Source organism: Paramicrobacterium humi (assembly GCF_900105715.1).
GTDB classification, from domain to species: Bacteria; Actinomycetota; Actinomycetes; order Actinomycetales; family Microbacteriaceae; genus Paramicrobacterium; species Paramicrobacterium humi.
Map to the genome: position 1 here is coordinate 1,685,199 of NZ_FNRY01000001.1, position 18,910 is coordinate 1,704,108.

The window sequence follows — 18,910 nt, forward strand, 5'->3', positions numbered from 1 at the left end:
TACGCGGTGCTTCGGTGAGGTGCCATCCCTTCTCTGCGCCGCCTGCTGCGAGTTGACTGGGCGGTGTCGGATGACGGGGAGGAGAAGTCCAGCATGCATATCGTTCGAGGCCTCATGGCGGGACTGGCGGCGGGCGCGGCGGGAACGACGGCGCTGAATGCCGTGACGTACCTGGATATGGCCGTCAGGGGTCGGCCGGCAAGCACGACGCCGGAAAAGTCCGTCGAGAAGCTCGCAGACGAGGCCGGCGTGGACATCCCCGGCGACGAGACGACGCGGAAGCACCGGGTGGAAGGTCTCGGGCCGCTGATGGGCATCATGACCGGAGTCGGCGTCGGCGCGCTGTTCGGCGTCACGAGAGCGCTGGGGCTGCGCCCCAACATTTTCCTCGGAGGGATCCTCATCGGCGGCAGCGCAATGGCGGCCACAAACGTCTCCATGACCCGGCTCCACGTCACAGACCCGGCCACGTGGGGTCTGAAGAGCTGGCTCAGTGACGCGGTGCCGCACGCCGCGTACGGTTTTGTCGTCGCCGCCGTGCTGCGCGGGCTCGACCGCACCCGCGAATAGCGCTCGTCAGACGGCGAGCAGCCGTGCCGGGTTCGTGACCAGGATGCCGTCGACGGCGGCATCGCCGAGTTGGCGACGCAGCCGCGGCACGTAGCGCGCTCCGAGGTGGCCGAGTCCCGGCATCCCGCCATACGCGACGTACCGCGAGCGTCGTGCGACGTCCCCGCCGAGAAGCAGACGGTCACTGTGCCCCGACTCGACGAGCGCCGCCGTGAGGTCGACGAGTTCGGCGTCGCTGCGCACCTTCGCGCGGGCGATGCCGTCGTAGCCCAGGTACGCGCCGCGCGCCGCGAGCTCTGCGTGCAGCTCCGGATCCGGGTCGCGATCGGCGTGGGCGAGAACGACGCGGTCTGCAGCCACGCCGAGACCGACAAGCAGGTCGAGCACCTCATGCGCGGCCGTGCAGAACTCGAGGTGCACCATGATGGGCGCTCCGGTCTCGGCGTGCGCGGCCGCGGCGGCCTCCAGCGTCGTCCGCTCGAAACCCGTGATGGCCCAGTAGTCGATGCCGGTCTTGATCAAGCCCGCGCGTACCGGCTCGCCGGACGGTCCCACGGCCCGCTCGCCGCGGGCCTCGGCAAGGCTCGTCTCGGCGGCGGGCATGCCGTCGCGGATGTCGGCGGTGAACAGCGCGGCGCGCGCAGCGGCATCCGTTCCCCGCAGCCAATGGTCGTCGGCGTAGTGCGCTTCCCGGTGAGCGCCCGTCGAGCCGACGACGGTCAGTTCCGCGCGTGCGCTGATCCGTGCGACGGCGGCCGGCTGCCGGCCGAGACCGTAGGGGGTCGCGTCGATCATCGCGGCGAAGCCGCTGCCGCGCAGCAGGGTCGCCTCCTCGCCCGAGCGCGACTCGTCGTCGATCTCGTCGCCCGCGAGCAGCGGCGAGACCTGGAACAGGTGCTCGTGATAGTTCACGGTGCCGAGCGCCGACGGGTCGACGTCTCCGAGGACGGTGCGCACGCTCATCAGCGCACCGCCGCTGCCGCATCCGCGAGTCGCTCGACGAGCTCGTCGGTGAGGGTCAGCCCGAACACCTCGGCGATGACTTGCGACCAGCCGTGGATGAAGTAGCGCCAGCCGTCGATGACGATCAGGTCGCGATCGGCCTCCTGCTCGCGCGCCTGGGCGAGGAACTCGAGACTGCCACGGTAGTTGAACTCCCACACGAAGGCGCCGTGCGGAAGCTCGGCTCCGTGCGGCAGCGGCGTGCCCGGCCGGTCTTTGCCGAGACCCGTCGCGTTGACGACGAGCGAACCCGCGGGCAGGTCGGCCAGGAGTGCGCGCGTCGCCTCGTCGGATGCCGCGACATAGCGGATGAGCTCCTGCGGGGTCGCTCGCTTGGCGTGCACGGAGCGCAAGTGGTCGAGGCGAGCGTCGCTCGCGTCGGTGACGGTAATGCGACGCGGTCGGTCCTCACGTTCGGCAAGGTACCAGCTCAGCGCGCTTCCGGCTCCGCCGGCGCCGAGGATGAGAACCTCTGCTCCCGTCTCGGCGAAGTGGTCGTCGGGGAGGAAGTCCTCGACGGCGAGGCCTGCCGTGATCGGGTCCTTCGCGTGGCCGATGAGCTGTCCGTCGCGCTTGGAGATGCTCGAGATCTCACCGCACGCGCTGCCGAAGTCGTCGATGCGATCGAACAGGGGCGCCGCCGCCGCGTACAGCGCCATCTTGTGCGTCGTGACGAGCGCACCGAGGTGCTGCGGATCGTCACGAATCTGTTCGACGAGCGCCACGTACTGCTCGGGGCGCGCGTCCATCGGCAGATCGTGGCCCACGAGCGTCCGCGTGGGGAGCCCGAGGATCTCGGCCCACGCGGGGAACACGCGCATGATCGAGGACTGCGCCGTCGAGACGCCGACGAAGCCCATGTAGCCGGTCGCGGTTTCGGTGGTCATGAGGCGGCCTTTCCGCTGAACAGCCGGGCACGGCGCTCGATCTCGTCGAAGTCGCCGTTCGTGAGAGCGGTGCCGGGGACGAGGTCGCCGCCGGCGCCGACCGCGATCGCTCCGGCTGCGAACCACGCGGCAACGTTGTCGGGCGTCACGCCGCCGGTGGGCATGAGCGGCACGTCGGGGAAGGGGGCGCGCAGGGCCCCCAGGAACGCGGGGCCGCCGAGGGAGGCAGGGAAGATCTTCACGACGTGGCTGCCGAGCTCCACGGCCTCCATGAGCTCGGAGGGAGTCAGCGCGCCGGTCATGACGAGGGTGCCCGTGGCGAGCATCGCTTGCGTGAGGGCGGGCCGCGTGCCGGGGCTGACGAGGAATCGCGCTCCCGCTTCTGCGGCTCGCTCGGCGTCGCGCGCGCTCGTGACGGTGCCCGCCCCGAGCAGGACGCTGTCGCCGTAGCGTTCGTCGAGTTCGCGAATCACGCGCGGGGCATCCGGAGTCGAGTACGTGATCTCGAGGCCCGTCACGCCGCCGCGCACGAGGGCGTCGCACGCGTCGACAGCGACCTCGGGTGATGGTGCGCGCACGACGGCGATAACGCGAGCGGCGCGCACCGACTCGAGTGCCGCGGAAAGGTCGAAGTCTGCCATGTCTCTGCTTTCGTCGGTGCTCAGCGCACGGGGTGGAGGGGCGGTCGTCCCGCGAGAACCGCGATGACGTTGTCGACGGCGAGGGAGCCCATCGCGTCGACGGCCTCGATGGTCTGCGCCCCGAGGTGGGGCGTGATCGTGACGTGCTCGGCGAGCTCGTCGGCGAGCAGCGGCGAGGTGCCGCCGGACACGTCGCCGTTGAGCGTGTCCGCCGCGTATGCGGCGACGCGACCCGAGCCGAGCGCCTCGGCGAGGGCGCGCTCGTCGACGAGGTCGGGCCGGGCGGTGTTGACCAGAACGAGCCCATCGGCGGCTGCCGCGAGGAAGCCGGCGTTCACGAGGGTCTCGCCGCCGGGAGCGTGAAGAGTGATGACGGATGCCGCCGCGGCAAGCTGCGCGATGGTCGCCGGTTCCGCGCCCGCCGCGCGAACCTGGTCATCGCTCAGCCACGGGTCGTGCACGAGCACGCGGCAGCCGAAGCCGGAAAGCCGGGCGGCGACGCCGCGACCGATGCGGCCGAACCCGACGATCCCGACGGTCTGCGCACCCAGCTCACGGCCGCGCACGGCGCTCCAGTCGCCCGCCCGCACCCGTCGGTCGCCGCTCGCGGTGCTGCGCAGCGCCGCAAGCATGAGCCCGACGGCGTGATCCGCGACGGCGGAGCTGTTCGCCCCCGGGGTGTTGGTGACGAGGATGCCGCGGGCGGCGGCGGCTTCGACGTCGACGGCTTCGAAGCCCACCCCGTAGCGGGCGATGATCCGCAGTCGCGGGGCCGCGTCCAGATGCTCGGCGGTCACCGCCGCGGTGCCCGCGACCCACGCGTCGACGTCGGCGAGCAGCGGGCGAAGCTCCTCGAGCTCGTGGGCGGAGTCGCCGCGCACGAGTTCGTGACCCGCCTCCGCGAGCCGGGCGACGAGGTCGAGGGAGCCGCCCGAGAACGAGCGGCTCGTCGCCAGAACGCGCCCCATCAGCGGGACCGCCTCGAGAACCAGGCCTCGAGCGCGTCGTAGCCGGCGCGGAAGGTCTCGTGGCGCCGCGCATAGTCGGTGTGGCGCGAGGCATCCGGGGTGAACTCGCCCGTCACGCTCGAGAGCTCCCGTGCCGCGTCGAACGAGTCGACGAGCCCAAGCCCGACAGCGCCCGTCACCGCGGCGCCAAGGCTGTTCGCCTCCTCCACGACGCTGCGCCGCCGAACCGGCACGCCCCACACGTCGGCCATGATCTGCAGCCACGCGTCGCTCAGCGCGCCACCGCCGATCGCGTCGACTCGGTCGATCGCCGACCCCGCCTCCCGGAACGCGGTGATGCACGTGTACAGGTTGAACGCAACGCCCTCGAGCACGGCACGCGCGAGGTGCGCGCGCGTGTGGTGCCGGCCGAGCCCGATGAACGAGCCGGCGGCGTCGGGATTCCAGTGGGGGGAGCGCTCGCCGAGCAGGTACGGCAGGAAGAACAGTCCTCCGCTCGCGGCATCCGCCGTCTCGGCCTCGGCCACGAGCGAGCGAAGCGACTGGCCATCGGGGAGGGGGAGAGCACTTCGTTGATCCACGCGAGCGCGGCGCCCCCGGCCTGCATCGTCGCGGTCGGCACGAAGCTGCCGGGCACGACGTTGTCGAAGGTCATGGTGCGCATGTGCTCGTCGTACACGGGCTCGTCGCTCGCGAACGAGATCCACGACGACGTGCCGAGGCACACGTACGCACCGTTCTCGGGCGCGACGATGCCCGCCCCGACAGCGGCGATGGGGCCATCCCCTCCGCCCATCACGACGCGCGTTCCCCGCGTCAGGCCGGTCGCCGCCGCGGCGGCATCCGTGAGCGTCCCGACGACGTCCGTCGACTCCACGATCTCCGGGAACAGCCGCTCGTCGAGGCCCGCCGCGGCGATGATCTCGCTCGACCACCTGCCTGCGCGCTGCTCGTACGCGTTCGTCGCCGACGCGTCGGAGCGGTCCGTCGCGAGACGCCCCGTGAGCCGGTGCACGACGAAGTCCTTCGCCACGCACACGTGGCGCACGCGGTCGAAGACGTCGGGCTCGTTGTCGCGCACCCACATGATCTTCTCGATCGAGTACGTCGGGTTGATGCGGTGCCCGGTGAGCCGGTAGGCGCGTTCGGTGCCGATGCGCTCCTCGAGCTGCGCGGTCTGCGCGGCGGAGCGCGTGTCGGCCCAGATGATCGCCGGACGAACTGGCTGATACGAGGGGTCGAGCAGCACGGCGCCCATCATCTGGCCGCTCACGACGAGGCCCGTGACCTGGCGCGCGTCGGTGTCGGATGCCGCGAGCAGCCGTCTGGTCGCCTCGACGATCGCGTTCCACCAGTCGTCGGGGTTCTGCTCGGCCACGCCGCCGTCGGCGAAGTGCGCGCCATAGCTCACGGTCACGGCGGACAGCAGCCGACCGGTGTCGTCGTGCAGGGAGGCCTTGTTCCCGGTCGTGCCGAGGTCGTGGGCGATGATCATCGTGCGCCTCGAGAGAGTCAGCGGGTGTAGTCGGTGAGGCTGAAGCCCGAGTCGCCAGCGATGACGCGGTGGCCCATGCCGTGCTCGAGCACCCAGCCGTAGTCATGGCCCGCGCCGCCCGGGTAGACGGCGAGGAACGAGTACGGCTCGTCGCCCACGTTGACGCTGCGGTGCGCCCAGCCCGGCGGGATGTAGCCGATGACGCCCGGTGCCATGTCGATCCATTCCGTGCGCTCGCCGTCGAACATCAGAAGACCGCCTGCGCCGTGCAGGCCGAGGTAGATCTCGCCCTGGTGGTTCGGGTGCTGGTGGCCCTTCGTCATCCAGAACTCACCGCCGGTCGTACCGGGCTGAATCGTGGTTATCGACTGCGGCAGCTCACGGTCCTCTTCGGGGACCGGGCTCGACACGACGCTGTAGACGACCGGGTTCTCACCCTCCGCGGCGTCACGCCACGCGTCATGGTCGGCGAACAGGCCCTCGAGATCGGACATGCGGCGCGTGAGCGTGGGTCCTTCCGGGCTGAGCGTCGCCGCGGCGGCATCGAAGGCGATGCGCATCGGCGGAACGGGCTGGGCGGCGAATTCGGGCACGGAACCTCCTCGTTGGCGTGAGGACAGCATACATGTAATTACAGGCGGTTGTAATTACAGGATCGTCACGCCTCGAACCCCGTGTGCAGAAGCGCCGCGGTGCTCGTGTCCTCCGGGGAGGCCGTGAGCTGGAACTCGAAGCGGCTCCGATCTCCGCGATGGTAGGCGATGAAGAACTCGATCGGCCGGTCGGCGCCGTCGTAGCCGACGCTGCGCAGCACCAGCAGGGCTCTTCCCTGATCGACGCGAAGCAGCTCCGCCGCCTCGGCCGAGGCGGATACGGCTTCGGCCGAGCGGACGCCGCGAGCGGTTCGGATGCCGTGTTCGCCGAGCAGCGCGTAGAGGGACGTGTCGCGCAGGTCGGCCTCGAGGGCGAGCGACCCGATGTCGAGCGGCATGTACGTCGTGCTCCACGACCACGGCTCGTCGCCCACATAGCGCAGGCGGTCGAGGACGACGACCGGCTCGCCGGGAGTGAGCTCGAGTGCCTCGGCGACGAGGTCGCTCGCGGGCTCGACCTCCTTTCGCCGGACGTCGCTGTGCACATGGATGCCGCGCTGGGCCATCTCGTCGAACAGGCCTGAGAGGGTGTGCACGAGTCCCTCGGGCGTCTTCTTGGGAGCGACGAACGTGCCCTTGCCCTTCACGCGCTCGATGATGCCCTGATGCTCAAGCTGCGACAGCGCCTGCCGGACGACCGTGCGCGAGACGCCGAACTGCTCGCACAGCCGATGCTCGCCGGGCAGCATGTCGCCGGGCACGAGCGCGCCGATGTTGATCTGCTGCATGATGTGGTGCTTGAGCTGGTGATACATCGGCACCGGCGCCTGCCGGTCGATGAGGCTGTCGAGGTCCGCGTCCCCCGTGCGTGCGCTCTCGGTCATCAATACGCCACACCCGCCTGCAGGATCACGTTCGCATACGGCGTGTACTCGCCCGAGCGCACGAAGGCCCGCGCCTCGTGCGTGAGCTTCTTGAACTCCACGTGCGCCACCATCGCGATCTCGACACCGAGCGGGTCGAGTCGCTCGTGCAGCGCCTCGAGCAGCTGCGGGCTCGCCTCGGCGATCTCGGCCGACACGGTCGCCCCCTCGACCACGAGCTCCGCGAGCACCGTGTCGAGCACGTCGAGCCAGGCGGGGGCGCCCGGCCGGTACGCCAGATCTACCCGCTCCGAGCCGGGCGGGATCGGCAGGCCCGCGTCGGTGACGACGACGAGATCGGTGTGGCCCGTCTCCGAGATCACCCGGGATAGCTGCGGGTTTATCGTCGTATTCGTGCTGCGCATGTCACACGCTCGCCTTCTGGCGCGCGGTGAACTCGTCCACCTCGTCGCGGTGGGGGATGCTCGGGGAGGCGCCGCGCTTCGTCACGGCGAGAGCGCCGGCGGCGTTCGCGCGGCGAATCGCGTCGGGGAGTGACTCGCCCGCGGCGAGAGAGGCGCCGAGGTAGCCGGCGAAGGCGTCGCCTGCCGCGGTCGTATCGACCGGCTCGACCTTGAGGGACTCGAAGAACTGCACGTCCTCGGCCGTCACGAGCACCGAGCCGGCGGAGGCCATCGTGATGAGCGCCGACGTTGCCCCGCGATCCACGAACCAGCGCGCGGCGGAGATGGCCGACTCCTGATCGGTGACGCGTATGCCGCTGAGGATCATCGCCTCGGTCTCGTTCGGCGTGACGATGTCCACGAGCGGCCAGATGGCCTCGTCGAGTTCGGCGGCCGGCGCGGGGTCGAGCACGACGGTGAGGCCGGCGGCGTGCGCCTTGCGGATCGCGTACTGCGTGAGCGCCCACGGGATCTCGAGCTGCGTGAGCAGCACCGTGACCGACCCGTCGAGCTGCTCGAACGCGCGGTCGATCTGCTCCTCGCTGAGGGCGCCGTTGGCGAGCGGCACCATGACGATGTCGTTCTCGCCCTTGCCGTCGACGCGGATGTGCGCGATGCCCGTCGGCCCCTCGACCGAGCGCACGTGCGCGATGTCGACGCCCGCGTTCTTCAGACCGTCGGACACCATGTCGCTGAACAGGTCGGTTCCGATGCAGCCGACCATGTGCGTCTCGGCGCCGGCGAGGCCGGCGGCGACCGCCTGGTTCGCGCCCTTGCCGCCGAGAACGAGCGTGAAGTCGTCGCCGAGGAGGGTCTCGCCGGGCTCGGGCAGCCGTGACGAGAACGTGGTGAGGTCGGCGGTGATGCTGCCGACGATGAGGACGCCGCCGGGGGCGGAGGGGGTGAGCGATGACTCGGTGCTGCTCATGGAGGCCTTTCGACGTTGCGGAGAGCCGGAGCGCGCGAAGACCCCGACGTCTCTTACCTGTCATTACATTAGCGGACAAGCACTGCGAAGAGCGGCCGGACGGCACGCGCCGCTCAGGAGAGCGGGATCATGCCGTCTCTTCCCCGCGCGCCTTCACGGCGGCATCCCTCAGCCACTCTTCGACCCCGGAGATGTGCACGATTGTGAGCGCGTGCGCGAGTTCGGCGTCACCGCGCTCGAGGGCGCCGACGATCGCCTTGTGCTCGGCCAGGGTGCGGCTCACCGCGTGCTCTTGCGTGAGCCCGCGCCAGATGCGCGCGCGAACCGTGTGGCTCGAGAGGGACTCGATGAGGGTCGCGAGATAGCCGTTTCCCGCGGCCTCGACGATGGCGCCGTGGAATCCGATGTCGTGGTTCACGAGATCTTCGACGGCTGTCGATTCGTCGACGGCATCGATCTGCTCGTGGAGGTCGGCGATCTGCTCGGCGGAGATGTGGTGCGCGGCGAGCGCCGTCGCGGCCGGCTCGAGAATGCGACGCACTTGGAAGAGCTCGAGGATGGAGTCGTCGTCGTGCAGGTCCACGACGAAGGTCATGGCCTCGAGAAGGAGGCGCGGCTCAAGACTCGTCACGTAGGTGCCGTCGCCGCGGCGCACGTCGAGGACCCGAATGACTTCGAGGGCCTTCACCGCTTCGCGCATCGAGCTGCGGGAGAGTCCGAGCCGCTCGCTCAGCTCCTTCTCCGGGGGCAGCCGGTCACCGGGACCGAGCTCTCCGGAGATGATCATCTCCTTGATCTTGAGGATCGCCTCATCGGTGACAGCCATTCAGACATCCTACCTTTGCGGAGTCACACGATGTCGGACTGCTTCGCCTTCACGGGCAGCATGAGCAGCAGCCCGACGAACAGGATGATGACGATGCCGAGGATACCGAATCGAGTCGAGCCGGTGATGCCGACGAACAGCGCGAAGAGGCCGGGGGCGAGGAAGCTGACGGCGCGGCCCGTCGTGGCGTACAGGCCGAAGATCTCGCCCTCGCGGCCACGCGGTGTGATGCGCGAGAGGAAGCTGCGGCTCGCGGACTGCACGGGGCCGACGAAGAGGCAGAGGAACAGTCCGCAGATCCAGAAGCCGGTCTGGGCGCTTCCGATGAAGAGCACGGCGGTGCCGAAGACCACAAGGCCCACGAGCGAGGCGAGGATGATCCGCTTCGCGCCCAGCCGGTCATCGAGCCAGCCGCCCGCGAACGTGCCGATTCCGGCGACGAGGTTCGCCGCGACGGCGAAGTACAGCACTTCCGAGCTGGAGAAGTGGAAGACCTGCGCGGCGATCACGGCGCCGAACGTGAACACTCCCGCAAGCCCGTCGCGGAATACCGCGCTCGCCACGAGGAAGACGAGCACCTGCGGGCTGTTCTTCGCGAGGCGGCCGATTGTGCGGAACAGCGTCGCGTAGGACGCGAAGTACGAGACCCGGTTGTGGCGGGTGAGGCGGGGGATCTCGGGCACCTTGAGCAGGAGCGGGATCGCGAACACGCCGAACCACACGGCCGAGAACAGCACGGCGAGCCGGATGTTGAGGCCGCCTTCGGTGGTGATGCCGAGGAGGCCGGTTCTTCCCTCGACGCCGAAGCTCTGGATGAACAGCAGCAGCAGGATGAGCAGGAGCACGATGCCGCCGACGTAGCCGAGGCCCCAGCCGAACCCGGAGACCTTTCCGACGTTGTGGCGGTTGGAGACCTGGACGAGCATGGCGTTGTAGTTGACGCTCGCGAACTCGAAGAAGACGTTGCCGACGGCGAGAAGCGTGACACCGAGAAGGAAGAAGGCCGGGGTTCCCTCGACGAACACCATGGCCGCCATCGCGAGCACGACGAGAGCGGTGTTGACGCCGAGCCAGAACTTGCGCCGGCCGGAGCCGTCGGAGCGCTGACCCATCACGGGCGCGAACAGGGCGACGAGCAGTCCCGCGATGAACAGCCCGATGCCGAGTTGGCTCGCGTTCTCCGCGAGGACTCGCTTCAATGCGGGGTCATCGGCGTTGCCGGCTGCCGCGGCGACGATGTCGGGATCGGCGAAGAGCGTGCTCGCGAGGTAGGTGCTGAAGACGAACGTCGTGACGACGGCGTTGAACGCCGCCGATCCCCAGTCCCACAATGCCCACGACAGAACGCGGGACTTCGGAACAACGCCGGATTCGGTCAGCCCGACGATCGGGCCGGTCGACCGCGTCTCGCCGGTTCGGGGCTGCCCGTGGCCGCCGCCTGATGCATCGTCGCTCATGCACTCAGGCTATAGGTGGGCGCGTGCTTTGCACGGTGAACGTCGCCGAAACCCTCGAGCGCGTCGCTGGGTCGACGGGCTCGAGCGTTTCTCCCGCGCGATTTCCGCACGTCTTGTCACATCGAGGTGGTTGGCGTGGTCTACCTCATAGGCGTGTCGACTGAGGTCCACGCAGCAGAACAGCCAAGAGAGGACTGTGAATGAGGATCGCGATCGTCGGCGGAACCGGAACAGTAGGGAGGCACACGGTGCGTGCTGCGGAGGATGCCGGGCACGACGTGCGTGTGCTCTCTCGAGTCAGTGGAGTGGACGTGCGCACCGGGCGGGGACTCGACTCGGCGCTCCTCGGCGTCGACGCCGTGATTGACGTCACGAACCATGTGACCCTGTCGGCGAAAAAGGCGAGGGAGTTCTTCGTGAATGGCACGCGTCATGTCCTCGACGCGGAGCGTCGGTCCGGTGTGGCCCATCATGTCGCGCTTTCGATCGTGGGCATCGACGGGATCGATGCCTCTTACTACGCGGGAAAGATCGCGCAGGAACGCACGCTCGCCGAGGGCGCCGTGCCCTTTACAATCGCTCGCGCGGCGCAGTTTCACGAATTCGCGGGTCAGCTCCTTGACAGCACTCGTGGCCCGTTCGCCGTGATGCCGAAGGCTCCGATACGCCCGGTCGCGGCGCGCGAGATTGGCGCTCATCTGGTCCGAGTGGCAGTCTCCGAGCCGCAGCGTCGAGCGGCCGACCTCGTCGGCCCCCGCCGGGAGGACCTCGCTGATGTCGCAAGACGGCAGCTCACATTCGACGGCATTTACAGGCGGGTTCTCGAGGTGCGCTTCCCGGGAGCGTACGGACGGGGACTGGCCTCGGGCGCACTGCGCGGCGGAGCGGACGTCCTGACCGGGAGGATCACCTTCGATGAGTGGCTCCAGAGTGAGGACCATTCCGCTCCACAAGGAAGTGATCGGTGTGATCGGACGTGCGCTTCCCGGGAGGGGCGCTGCGATCAAGACGCTGGGACCAGATGAGCTACCTTCTCGCGGAGAAGGAGAGAGAAGAGAAATGCGGCAGCACGCACTTGGAGACGGGCTCGCCGTCTCTGCCATCGGCCTGGGCGCCATGGGCATGAACGCGTTCTATGGTCCAAGCGACGAGCGGGAGTCGATCGCGACGCTCCAGCACGCGGTCGACATCGGAGTGACGTTCATCGACACCGCTGAGGCGTACGGGCCCTTTGCTAACGAGCAGCTGATCGGCCGGGCTTTGGGGCACCGCCGCGACGAGATCACCCTGGCGACCAAGGCCTCGGCCGAGACAGATGACGACGGGACCGTGCACGGTCGAAACGGTACTCCCGAGTACATCAAGCGCGCGTGCGAGCGCTCCCTCCGACACTTAGGCACTGACGTCATCGATCTCTACTATCTGCATCGAGCCGACCCAGCGGTGCCGATCGAGGAGAGTGTCGGCGCGATGTCGGAGCTGGTGCAAGAGGGCAAAGTCCGGCACATCGGCCTCTCCGAGGTGTCGGCCAGCACGATGCGCCGCGCCAACGCCATTCATCCGATCGCCGCGGTGCAGTCGGAATTCTCGCTGTTCGCCAGGGATATTCTGCACAACGGCGAGAAGGCGACGGCCGACGAGCTCGGAATCGGATTCGTGGCCTACTCTCCGCTCGGGCGAGGTGTGCTCGGCGACGGAATCCGGAGTCTCGATGACCTCTCGGCCGATGATGCCCGACGGGGACTGCCGCGCTTCGCCCCTGAGGCCTTCGCGGCGAACCGCAGGCTCGTTGAGCGCGTCGAGCAGATCGCCGCGCGAATTGGCGCGACTGTTGCACAGATAGCCCTTGCCTGGGTGCTTGCCGAGGGCGTCGTCCCGATTCCCGGCACACGACGTCGTGCCCGTCTCAATGAGAACGCTGCGGCGGCCGACATTCTGCTCGACGACGAAACCCGACGGACGCTCACCCGTGCCCTGCCGTCCTCGGAGATCGTCGGCTCTCGAGATGGCATCGACGCACCACCTGGCACCGATCGCTGAACCCATCAGCAGGCACCGTTCCGGCGCACTGAGGTAGTGCCCGAAAGCCCGGGAGTCATGAAAAACGCGTCTCCGGCAGCGTGCGAATGCACTGCCGGAGACGCGCTGATTCCCGTCGCTGTAGCTAATCGCGCAGCGGCCGGCCCTCCGCGTCGGTGAGGAACGACTGGGCGCGCGCGAGGATCATGATGCCCTCGATGAAGCCCCACAGCGCTCCGAAACCGAACGTGACGAAGGTCACGATGATCTGGGCGATGCCGATTCCGGCGTAGCCGAGATAGAAGCGGTGAATGCCCAGGCCGCCGAGGAAGATGCCGAGAAGTCCCGCGGCGAGGCGGCTCTTCGCATACGGATCGTACGGCTGGCCGTAGCCGGGAGGCGGCGCCTGGTAGCCGGGCTGGCCGTACGGCTGCTGATATCCAGGGGGAGGCGGAGCCTGCTGGTAGCCCGACTGCCCGTATGGCGGCTGCTGGGGCTGACCCTGCGGCTGGCCGTAGGCGGGCTGGTCTGGAGCGGGCGGCGACTGCGGCTGTTCGGGCTGCCCGACCGTCTCGGCGGGCGGCTGGTGCTCGGGCTCCGGCGGAACAGGAGGCTGGTTCTCGTCGGGCTCCGGCGGAACGGGTGGCTGGTTGTTGTCCGTCATAATGCCCGAGCATAGTGGCCCTCTGTGACGCGTGGGAGAAAACCGGAGCAGCCCCGAGCCGCGTCAGAGAAGCTTGCGCTCGAGCGCCCACGCCGTGAGCTCGTGCCGGGACGAGAGCTGCAGCTTGCGGAGCACGCTCGACACGTGCGTCTCGACCGTCTTCACCGAGATGAAGAGCTCGCTCGCGACCTCTTTATAGGCGTAGCCGCGTGCGATGAGGCGCATGACCTCTTGCTCGCGCTTCGAGAGCCGGTCGAGCTCGTGATCGGTCTGGGCGGTCTCGCCGCTGATCGCGCCGAACGCGTCGAGCACGAACCCGGCGAGTCGCGGCGAGAACACGGCGTCTCCGTCGGCCACCCGCCGGGCTGCGTCGGAGACGTCCGCTCCCGATGCGCTCTTCGTGATGTAGCCGCGCGCTCCGGCGCGGATCACGCGCACGACGTCGTCGGCGGCATCCGACACGCTCAACGCCAGGAACACGGTGCCGGGCGCGTGCGGCGCGGCTCGAGTGATCACTTCTGCGCCTCCGCCGCCGGTTCCCCCGGGAAGGTGCACGTCGAGCAGCACGACGCGGGGACGCTGCTGGGTGACGAGCGTGATCGCCTCGTCGACCGTCGCCGCCTCTCCGATCACGTCGATGTCAGGCGCGAGGTCGGCGCGAAGACCCGACCGGAAGATCGAGTGGTCGTCGACGATCACGACGCTGAGCGCTGGGTCAGTCATGAGTGTCCTCTTCTGCGGTCGGGGCTGCGGATGCCGCAAGTGGCAGCCGCAGGCGCACCTCTGTTCCGTTGCCTCCGGGGCCGCGGCGGATCTGCGCCTCACCGCCGATGCGCGCCATGCGGCCCATGATCGACTCCCGCACGCCGAAGCGGCCGTCGGGAATCGCGTCAGGATCGAAGCCGGGGCCGCGGTCGGCGACCGTGATCTCGATCGCCGCGGGCGAGGACTCCGCGTACACCGAGATCGTGCCGCCCGCGTGCTTCGCGGCGTTGAGCATGGCCTCGCGCGCGGCCGCGAGCAGGCCATCGGGCGCCTCGGCGATGCTCGAGCCCGCCGTGACGACCTCGACGCGCGCCGCATAGTCGGACTCGATAGCGGATGCCGCCCGCCGCAGCTCGGCAGCGAGATCGAGCGGCCCCGCAGCGTTCTCGGCGAACAGCCACTCGCGAAGCTCCCGCTCTTGCGCGCGAGCGAGGCGCGAGGCGTCGGAGCCCGGCTCCGCCTTCTGCTGGATGAGCGCGAGCGTCTGCAGCACGGAGTCGTGCAGGTGCGCCGCGATCTCCGCGCGCTCGACCTCGCGCACGCGCGCGGCCCGCTCGTCGGCGAGGTCGCGGGTGAGGCGCACGACCCACGGTGCGATGACGACGCCGACGCCGAGCAGAACCGCGGCAGCGGCGGCGAACACCGTCCACACGTTCGGCTCCTCGCCCGTGACGAAGAACAGCAGGATGCCGAGCACCATGAGCACGAGAGCGCCGAGCACGCGCACGATCGGCGCGGAGGTCGCGGCATCCTGCCCCCGGCGCATCTCGTCGAGCTGCCGCCAGGCGAGACCGACCCCGGCGAGCACGACGACGGCGGGGATGATGAACGCGAGCGGCACGTCGGCGCCGAGTCGGGACGCGATCATCGCGCTGCCGGCCGCGAGCAGCGCGATGCCGAGCAGCACTTCGGTCACGGGCGCTCGTCGGCGCGCGATGTCGGCGGCATCCTCGTCATCGCGCTCGGTGGGCGTCGTGAGCACCGACTTGATGCGCGACTCGCTCGAGCCGACGGGCGTCGTCGCCCAGAGCCAGGCGTAGAGCAGCACGCCCGCTCCACCGCACAGCGCGAGCAGGAACGCCGCGACGCGCACCGCGCTCAGGGGCAGCCCGGTATGGTCGGCGAAGCCGGCGCAGACGCCGCCGATCACGCGCACGCGCGGGCGGATGAGCGTCTCGGTCTGCATGACACCAATCCAAGCATCCCGAAGCCGCGAACACAGGGTTAAGGGGCCGAAGTCAGGGTCGGATCAGGGCAACCCCTCATGGTGGCGGCATCCGACGATCGCCATGCTTGAACCATGACCAACGAACAGCACCACTACAGCGGGCAGCCGGGACGCAGCGGCTGGTCCGCGCCCGGCGGCTTCTTCGACTGGATCCGCGGATCCGGCCTGCGCCGCTCCGACGATCGCTGGCTCGCGGGCGTGTGCGGCGGGCTCGCCGAGCGCACGGGCCTCGACCCGCTCATCTTCCGCGGCATCGCGATCGTCATCGCGCTGCTCGGCGGTCCCATCTTCCTCGCCTACGCCGTGGGGTGGGCGCTCCTGCCCGACACGACAGGGCGCATTCACATCGAGCGGATGCTGCGCGGCGTCTTCGATCCCGCCATCATCGCGATCGGCGTGCTCGTCGTGCTGACCTTCGTACCGTTCGCCCGCGGCATCTGGTGGCAGGGTCTGCCGCTCTGGTGGGGAATGCCGGGCTGGCTCGAGTCCACGCTCCGCACAGGGTGGATCATCGCCCTCGTCGCAGGCGTCATCTGGTTGATCGTCGTGCTCGCCAAGCGGATGCCGCAGCACCCGGTCGATGCACACGCAGGGCCTCGCAGCCACTCCGACTTCTGGACCAACGAGGCCGAGCCTCAGCCGCGCCCGGCATCGTTCGCGGCCGGCGCGACCGGCGCGGCCACGGCGAACCCGGCCGCCGGCGCGGCCTCCCAGCCGTCGCCGCAGAGCTTCAGCGCCTCGAATGCTGGCGCTCCGTTCCCCGGATACGGGCCGACGCAGGGTTCGACGAGCTTCGTGCCGACACCCGAAGACACCGAGCGCCGGCGTGCCGAAGCGTGGCAGCGTCACGAAGACGCGCAGCGTCGCCACGCGGAGCGCATGCAGCATGCCGAGCAGCGCCGGGTTGAGCGCACGCAGCACTGGCGCCAGCGTCAGCCGAGCGCGGCCTTCGTCGCCATCAGCCTCGGCCTCGCGGTCGTGGCAGCGGGCCTCGCCGTCGTGTGGGCGCAAGCCAGCGGCTGGGCGGACTCCACCGTCGTGCTCGCGATCGCGAGCGGACTCGGAGTGCTTGCCCTCGCGACGGTCATCGCCGGCATCCGCGGGCGTGAGAGCGGAGGTCTCGGCTTCTTCTCGACGATCTCGGTCATCGCGCTCATCATCGTGGGAATCGTGCCGTCAGGTTCGCAACTGTCTCTGTTCGGCGACACCACGTGGAAGGTCACGCGGGCGGCCGACAGCCGTGAAGCGAGCTACGTCATGTTCGCGGGCAGCCCGACGCTTGACCTTCGCGAGCTGCCGGCCTCCGATGGTGATGTCGACATGTGGCTCGCGTTCGGCACGACGGACATCCTCCTCCCCGACGACACTCCGGTGCGCGTCGAGGTGAGCGGCCTCATCAACACCCTCGATGTGTCGGGCCGCTCCGGCGACGACGACGACCACAACGGCATCCTCAACCGCACGATCATCGAGAACGATGCGGCCAAGACGGCAACCGCCGACGAGATCACGACAGTGCATGCCTGGGTGTTCATCGGCAGCACCGACATCGAGCGATAGGAGAACGGCCATGGCACACGACGACGAGCGCGACGAGACAGCGAAGCTGAATCTGAACGACAACGAAGAGACCGAGAAACTGAACGTGAACGATGAGAACACGACCGAGATTCTGAACGGCGAAGCCACCTCCGTCTGGCCCGGCTCGGCTGCCGGGTCCGGCTCGGCTGCCGGGTACGACGCGACGCAGTCGCAGCCGACCATGCCGTACTCCTCGTCGGACGACCGCAGCGGCGAGCCAGCGAGCGTGCCGGAGACAAAGCGCAAGCCGGCGGCATTCGGAACGATCTTCTGGGGCGTGGTCCTGCTGATCTTCGCCGCGGTCATGATCATCACGTCGATCCCCACCATCGTGATCGACACGATGACACTTGTGACAGTGGTGCTCGTCGCGGCGGGAGTGCTGCTTGTCGTGGCGGGTATCGCTGCCGCCATTCGACGCGGCTGACTCGGTCAGCGAAAATGCGGGCTCGGTTGCTCCCCGGCAACCGAGCCCGCATTCGTGCGACTAACAGCCGGGGCCGCTCGGGTTCTTCGAGCATTCCTTGTCGACGATGACCGAGTTCGCTGTCGTGGCAATAGCAGTGATGCTGATCGCCGCCTTCGTGAGCTGACCGTCCACGGTCTGCCAGGCCGTTCCCTCACCGCGGATGTCGACGGCGTAGTGCACCGCGAGGCTGATCGTGTAGGCGCCCTTCTCCGCATAGGCGTGGCTCGTAGATGTCGGAGTGAACTCGTCAACTCCGAGGTCAGCCCAACTCGCCCCTCCCGTTCTCGAGGTGGAGGAACTGCCATCGCCCCACGACCACGTGTAGCTGACGGGTGTGAAACGCACGTCGATGGCCGTGTCGAAGAGAGCGCCAGAAGTGGCGTTCGTGGACGCATCGGCGATGAAGTTCGCGGGCAGCCCGATGATCATCCAGCCGTCCGGCTCCATCGCAATGTGAACTGTCGCTGGCGTGAACGAGGCGAGGTCCGTCATCGTGACCGGTTGGTTATTGATGCAGAGGTACGTGTATCGACGACAGGGCCCGACGAGCCAGTCATCGTTGCCGTCGCCGTCCTCATCCAAAGGATTCTTCGGGACGTTTGAATCTCCGCCGTTGCCGCCATTTCCGCGGTGGGAGCCGCCGCCGTTTCCCGGCTTCGTCTTCGTGCCGCCGATGTCGACGTGGTCGCCGTCGATGCCACTGTCGACGCATCCACCGTGCCTGGATTGCCAGACCGTGCAAGTGTTCGCAGAAATCGCTGTAGGCACGCTCGGAACGACGCCCGGCAGCAGTGCAGCCAGGCCAAGGGCGGCGCTGAATGCTAGTCGCAGAAGTCGGTTTCTTGCCATGAGCCCGCGTCAGCAATTCGTAACTGCTTTGATTTTGCATCCCAATGAAGAAGTACTTCGTACGGGAATCGGTCGTCCCGTTCTTGAGAAGTGACATCGTTGCCGTCGTTGTCTATAACTTTGATGTTGCGCACGTCTTGGCACAGTTTTACTCGGACCATGGCAGCGTGGGCGTTCTGTTCTAATGAGACAACCGAGGTGGAATCGAACGTTGACTCTCCCGCCGTGTGGAGGCCCTCGTCCTCGAAACTCTTGTCAGATTCGAGTTCGGCGTAGTAATCGCTCGTGACATAGCCTTTGACGCTCGAGTAATCAGCGACACCGGACGCGGAGATTGCATCGTATGCCGCATTGAACTTCTGGTAGACGTCGATCGCCGCCTGCAGTGCATCGTCCTCGCTCGCGAAAATCGCCGTGCTCGTCGGAGTCGAAGTGGGCTTCGGCTCGTCGGGCGCGCACGCGGTCGCGGCGAGCGTGGCGCTGGCGAGGACGCCGGCGACCAGCATCCGTCGAATCAGCGTCAGGGACATGGGGCAAGCGTAGGGAAAACCGGCTGGGTTCGCAGGAGTTATCCACAGTCATTTGGGGTACAGGGATCTCGGCGGGGGAGCGGCGAAGCGGGAATAACCCCAGGCCTCTCA

The 18,910-nt window shown here is 68.6% G+C and carries 21 protein-coding genes and 1 pseudogene; 5 read left to right on the plus strand and 17 right to left on the minus strand.

Annotation, left to right across the window (positions count from 1 at the left end; genetic code table 11):
* The first annotated feature begins 93 nt into the window (after window positions 1-93).
* The gene (locus BLV49_RS08430) at window positions 94-570 is read left to right on the plus strand and encodes a hypothetical protein (RefSeq protein ID WP_176980784.1); all 477 of its coding nucleotides are present in this window, start codon (window positions 94-96) and stop codon (window positions 568-570) included.
* Between the two features lie 6 nt (window positions 571-576).
* Here BLV49_RS08430 and BLV49_RS08435 read toward each other — a convergent pair whose 3' ends face one another.
* The 12 genes and pseudogenes from BLV49_RS08435 to BLV49_RS08485 form a co-directional block, all read right to left on the minus strand.
* Window positions 577-1,533, minus strand: a complete 957-nt coding sequence (locus BLV49_RS08435; protein ID WP_091182575.1) for a phosphotriesterase family protein — start codon at window positions 1,531-1,533, stop codon at window positions 577-579.
* Window positions 1,533-2,459 carry a shikimate dehydrogenase family protein gene (locus BLV49_RS08440; protein WP_091182579.1) on the minus strand — a complete coding sequence of 309 codons (927 nt, stop codon included), beginning with the start codon at window positions 2,457-2,459 and terminating at the stop codon, window positions 1,533-1,535. The genes BLV49_RS08435 and BLV49_RS08440 overlap by 1 nt, the downstream gene beginning before the upstream one ends.
* On the minus strand, window positions 2,456-3,100 hold the full coding sequence (locus BLV49_RS08445) for a bifunctional 4-hydroxy-2-oxoglutarate aldolase/2-dehydro-3-deoxy-phosphogluconate aldolase (protein ID WP_091182581.1): 645 nt from the start codon (window positions 3,098-3,100) through the stop codon (window positions 2,456-2,458). The genes BLV49_RS08440 and BLV49_RS08445 overlap by 4 nt, the downstream gene beginning before the upstream one ends.
* A gap of 20 nt (window positions 3,101-3,120) precedes the next feature.
* Window positions 3,121-4,068 carry an NAD(P)-dependent oxidoreductase gene (locus BLV49_RS08450; protein WP_091182584.1) on the minus strand — a complete coding sequence of 316 codons (948 nt, stop codon included), beginning with the start codon at window positions 4,066-4,068 and terminating at the stop codon, window positions 3,121-3,123.
* Window positions 4,068-5,003, minus strand: a complete 936-nt coding sequence (locus BLV49_RS17185) for an FGGY-family carbohydrate kinase (RefSeq protein ID WP_245723705.1) — start codon at window positions 5,001-5,003, stop codon at window positions 4,068-4,070. The genes BLV49_RS08450 and BLV49_RS17185 overlap by 1 nt, the downstream gene beginning before the upstream one ends.
* A pseudogene (locus BLV49_RS17190) lies at window positions 4,889-5,563 on the minus strand (FGGY family carbohydrate kinase); the annotation flags it as partial. The pseudogene BLV49_RS17190 and the gene BLV49_RS17185, both read right to left, overlap by 115 nt.
* 17 nt (window positions 5,564-5,580) lie before the next feature.
* Entirely contained in the window at window positions 5,581-6,156 is a 576-nt protein-coding gene (locus tag BLV49_RS08460) for a glucose-6-phosphate isomerase family protein (protein ID WP_091182587.1), read from the minus strand.
* A 65-nt stretch (window positions 6,157-6,221) separates the two neighbouring features.
* Entirely contained in the window at window positions 6,222-7,040 is an 819-nt protein-coding gene (locus tag BLV49_RS08465) for a GntR family transcriptional regulator (protein ID WP_091182590.1), read from the minus strand.
* Complete coding sequence (rbsD, locus tag BLV49_RS08470; protein WP_091182592.1) at window positions 7,040-7,444, minus strand: D-ribose pyranase; 405 nt, start codon at window positions 7,442-7,444, stop codon at window positions 7,040-7,042. Before rbsD ends, BLV49_RS08465 begins: the two co-directional genes overlap by 1 nt.
* A gap of 1 nt (window position 7,445) precedes the next feature.
* Complete coding sequence (gene rbsK, locus BLV49_RS08475; RefSeq protein WP_091182594.1) at window positions 7,446-8,411, minus strand: ribokinase; 966 nt, start codon at window positions 8,409-8,411, stop codon at window positions 7,446-7,448.
* Window positions 8,412-8,538: 127 nt separating this feature from the next.
* Window positions 8,539-9,237 carry a FadR/GntR family transcriptional regulator gene (locus tag BLV49_RS08480; RefSeq protein ID WP_091182596.1) on the minus strand — a complete coding sequence of 233 codons (699 nt, stop codon included), beginning with the start codon at window positions 9,235-9,237 and terminating at the stop codon, window positions 8,539-8,541.
* Between the two features lie 23 nt (window positions 9,238-9,260).
* A complete protein-coding gene (locus tag BLV49_RS08485; RefSeq protein ID WP_091182598.1) occupies window positions 9,261-10,694 on the minus strand; it encodes an MFS transporter in 1,434 nt (477 codons plus the stop codon).
* A gap of 200 nt (window positions 10,695-10,894) precedes the next feature.
* On the opposite strand from BLV49_RS08485, the gene BLV49_RS08490 reads away from it, so the two are divergent.
* Window positions 10,895-11,719 carry an SDR family oxidoreductase gene (locus tag BLV49_RS08490; RefSeq protein ID WP_143034007.1) on the plus strand — a complete coding sequence of 275 codons (825 nt, stop codon included), beginning with the start codon at window positions 10,895-10,897 and terminating at the stop codon, window positions 11,717-11,719.
* A 34-nt stretch (window positions 11,720-11,753) separates the two neighbouring features.
* Complete coding sequence (locus tag BLV49_RS08495) at window positions 11,754-12,734, plus strand: aldo/keto reductase (RefSeq protein ID WP_091182600.1); 981 nt, start codon at window positions 11,754-11,756, stop codon at window positions 12,732-12,734.
* 124 nt (window positions 12,735-12,858) lie between these two features.
* Here BLV49_RS08495 and BLV49_RS08500 read toward each other — a convergent pair whose 3' ends face one another.
* From BLV49_RS08500 to BLV49_RS08510, 3 genes are all read right to left on the minus strand, one after another.
* Entirely contained in the window at window positions 12,859-13,377 is a 519-nt protein-coding gene (locus tag BLV49_RS08500; protein ID WP_091182603.1) for a TM2 domain-containing protein, read from the minus strand.
* Window positions 13,378-13,440: 63 nt separating this feature from the next.
* Window positions 13,441-14,100, minus strand: a complete 660-nt coding sequence (locus BLV49_RS08505; RefSeq protein WP_091182605.1) for a LuxR C-terminal-related transcriptional regulator — start codon at window positions 14,098-14,100, stop codon at window positions 13,441-13,443.
* Window positions 14,093-15,328, minus strand: coding sequence for an ATP-binding protein (locus BLV49_RS08510; RefSeq protein WP_091182607.1), 1,236 nt, complete (start codon window positions 15,326-15,328; stop codon window positions 14,093-14,095). The genes BLV49_RS08505 and BLV49_RS08510 overlap by 8 nt, the downstream gene beginning before the upstream one ends.
* A gap of 114 nt (window positions 15,329-15,442) precedes the next feature.
* Between BLV49_RS08510 and BLV49_RS08515 the strand changes: the two genes are divergently transcribed.
* Both BLV49_RS08515 and BLV49_RS08520 read left to right on the plus strand, forming a co-directional pair.
* On the plus strand, window positions 15,443-16,930 hold the full coding sequence (locus BLV49_RS08515) for a PspC domain-containing protein (RefSeq protein ID WP_091182609.1): 1,488 nt from the start codon (window positions 15,443-15,445) through the stop codon (window positions 16,928-16,930).
* A gap of 10 nt (window positions 16,931-16,940) precedes the next feature.
* Window positions 16,941-17,378 (plus strand): hypothetical protein, encoded by a 438-nt coding sequence (locus BLV49_RS08520; RefSeq protein ID WP_091182612.1) that lies wholly within the window; start codon window positions 16,941-16,943, stop codon window positions 17,376-17,378.
* A gap of 60 nt (window positions 17,379-17,438) precedes the next feature.
* On the opposite strand, the gene BLV49_RS08525 is transcribed toward BLV49_RS08520, so the two are convergent.
* On the minus strand, window positions 17,439-18,269 hold the full coding sequence (locus BLV49_RS08525) for a PKD domain-containing protein (protein WP_143034008.1): 831 nt from the start codon (window positions 18,267-18,269) through the stop codon (window positions 17,439-17,441).
* A complete protein-coding gene (locus tag BLV49_RS08530) occupies window positions 18,242-18,799 on the minus strand; it encodes a hypothetical protein (RefSeq protein ID WP_091182618.1) in 558 nt (185 codons plus the stop codon). Before BLV49_RS08530 ends, BLV49_RS08525 begins: the two co-directional genes overlap by 28 nt.
* Window positions 18,800-18,910: the final 111 nt, after the last annotated feature.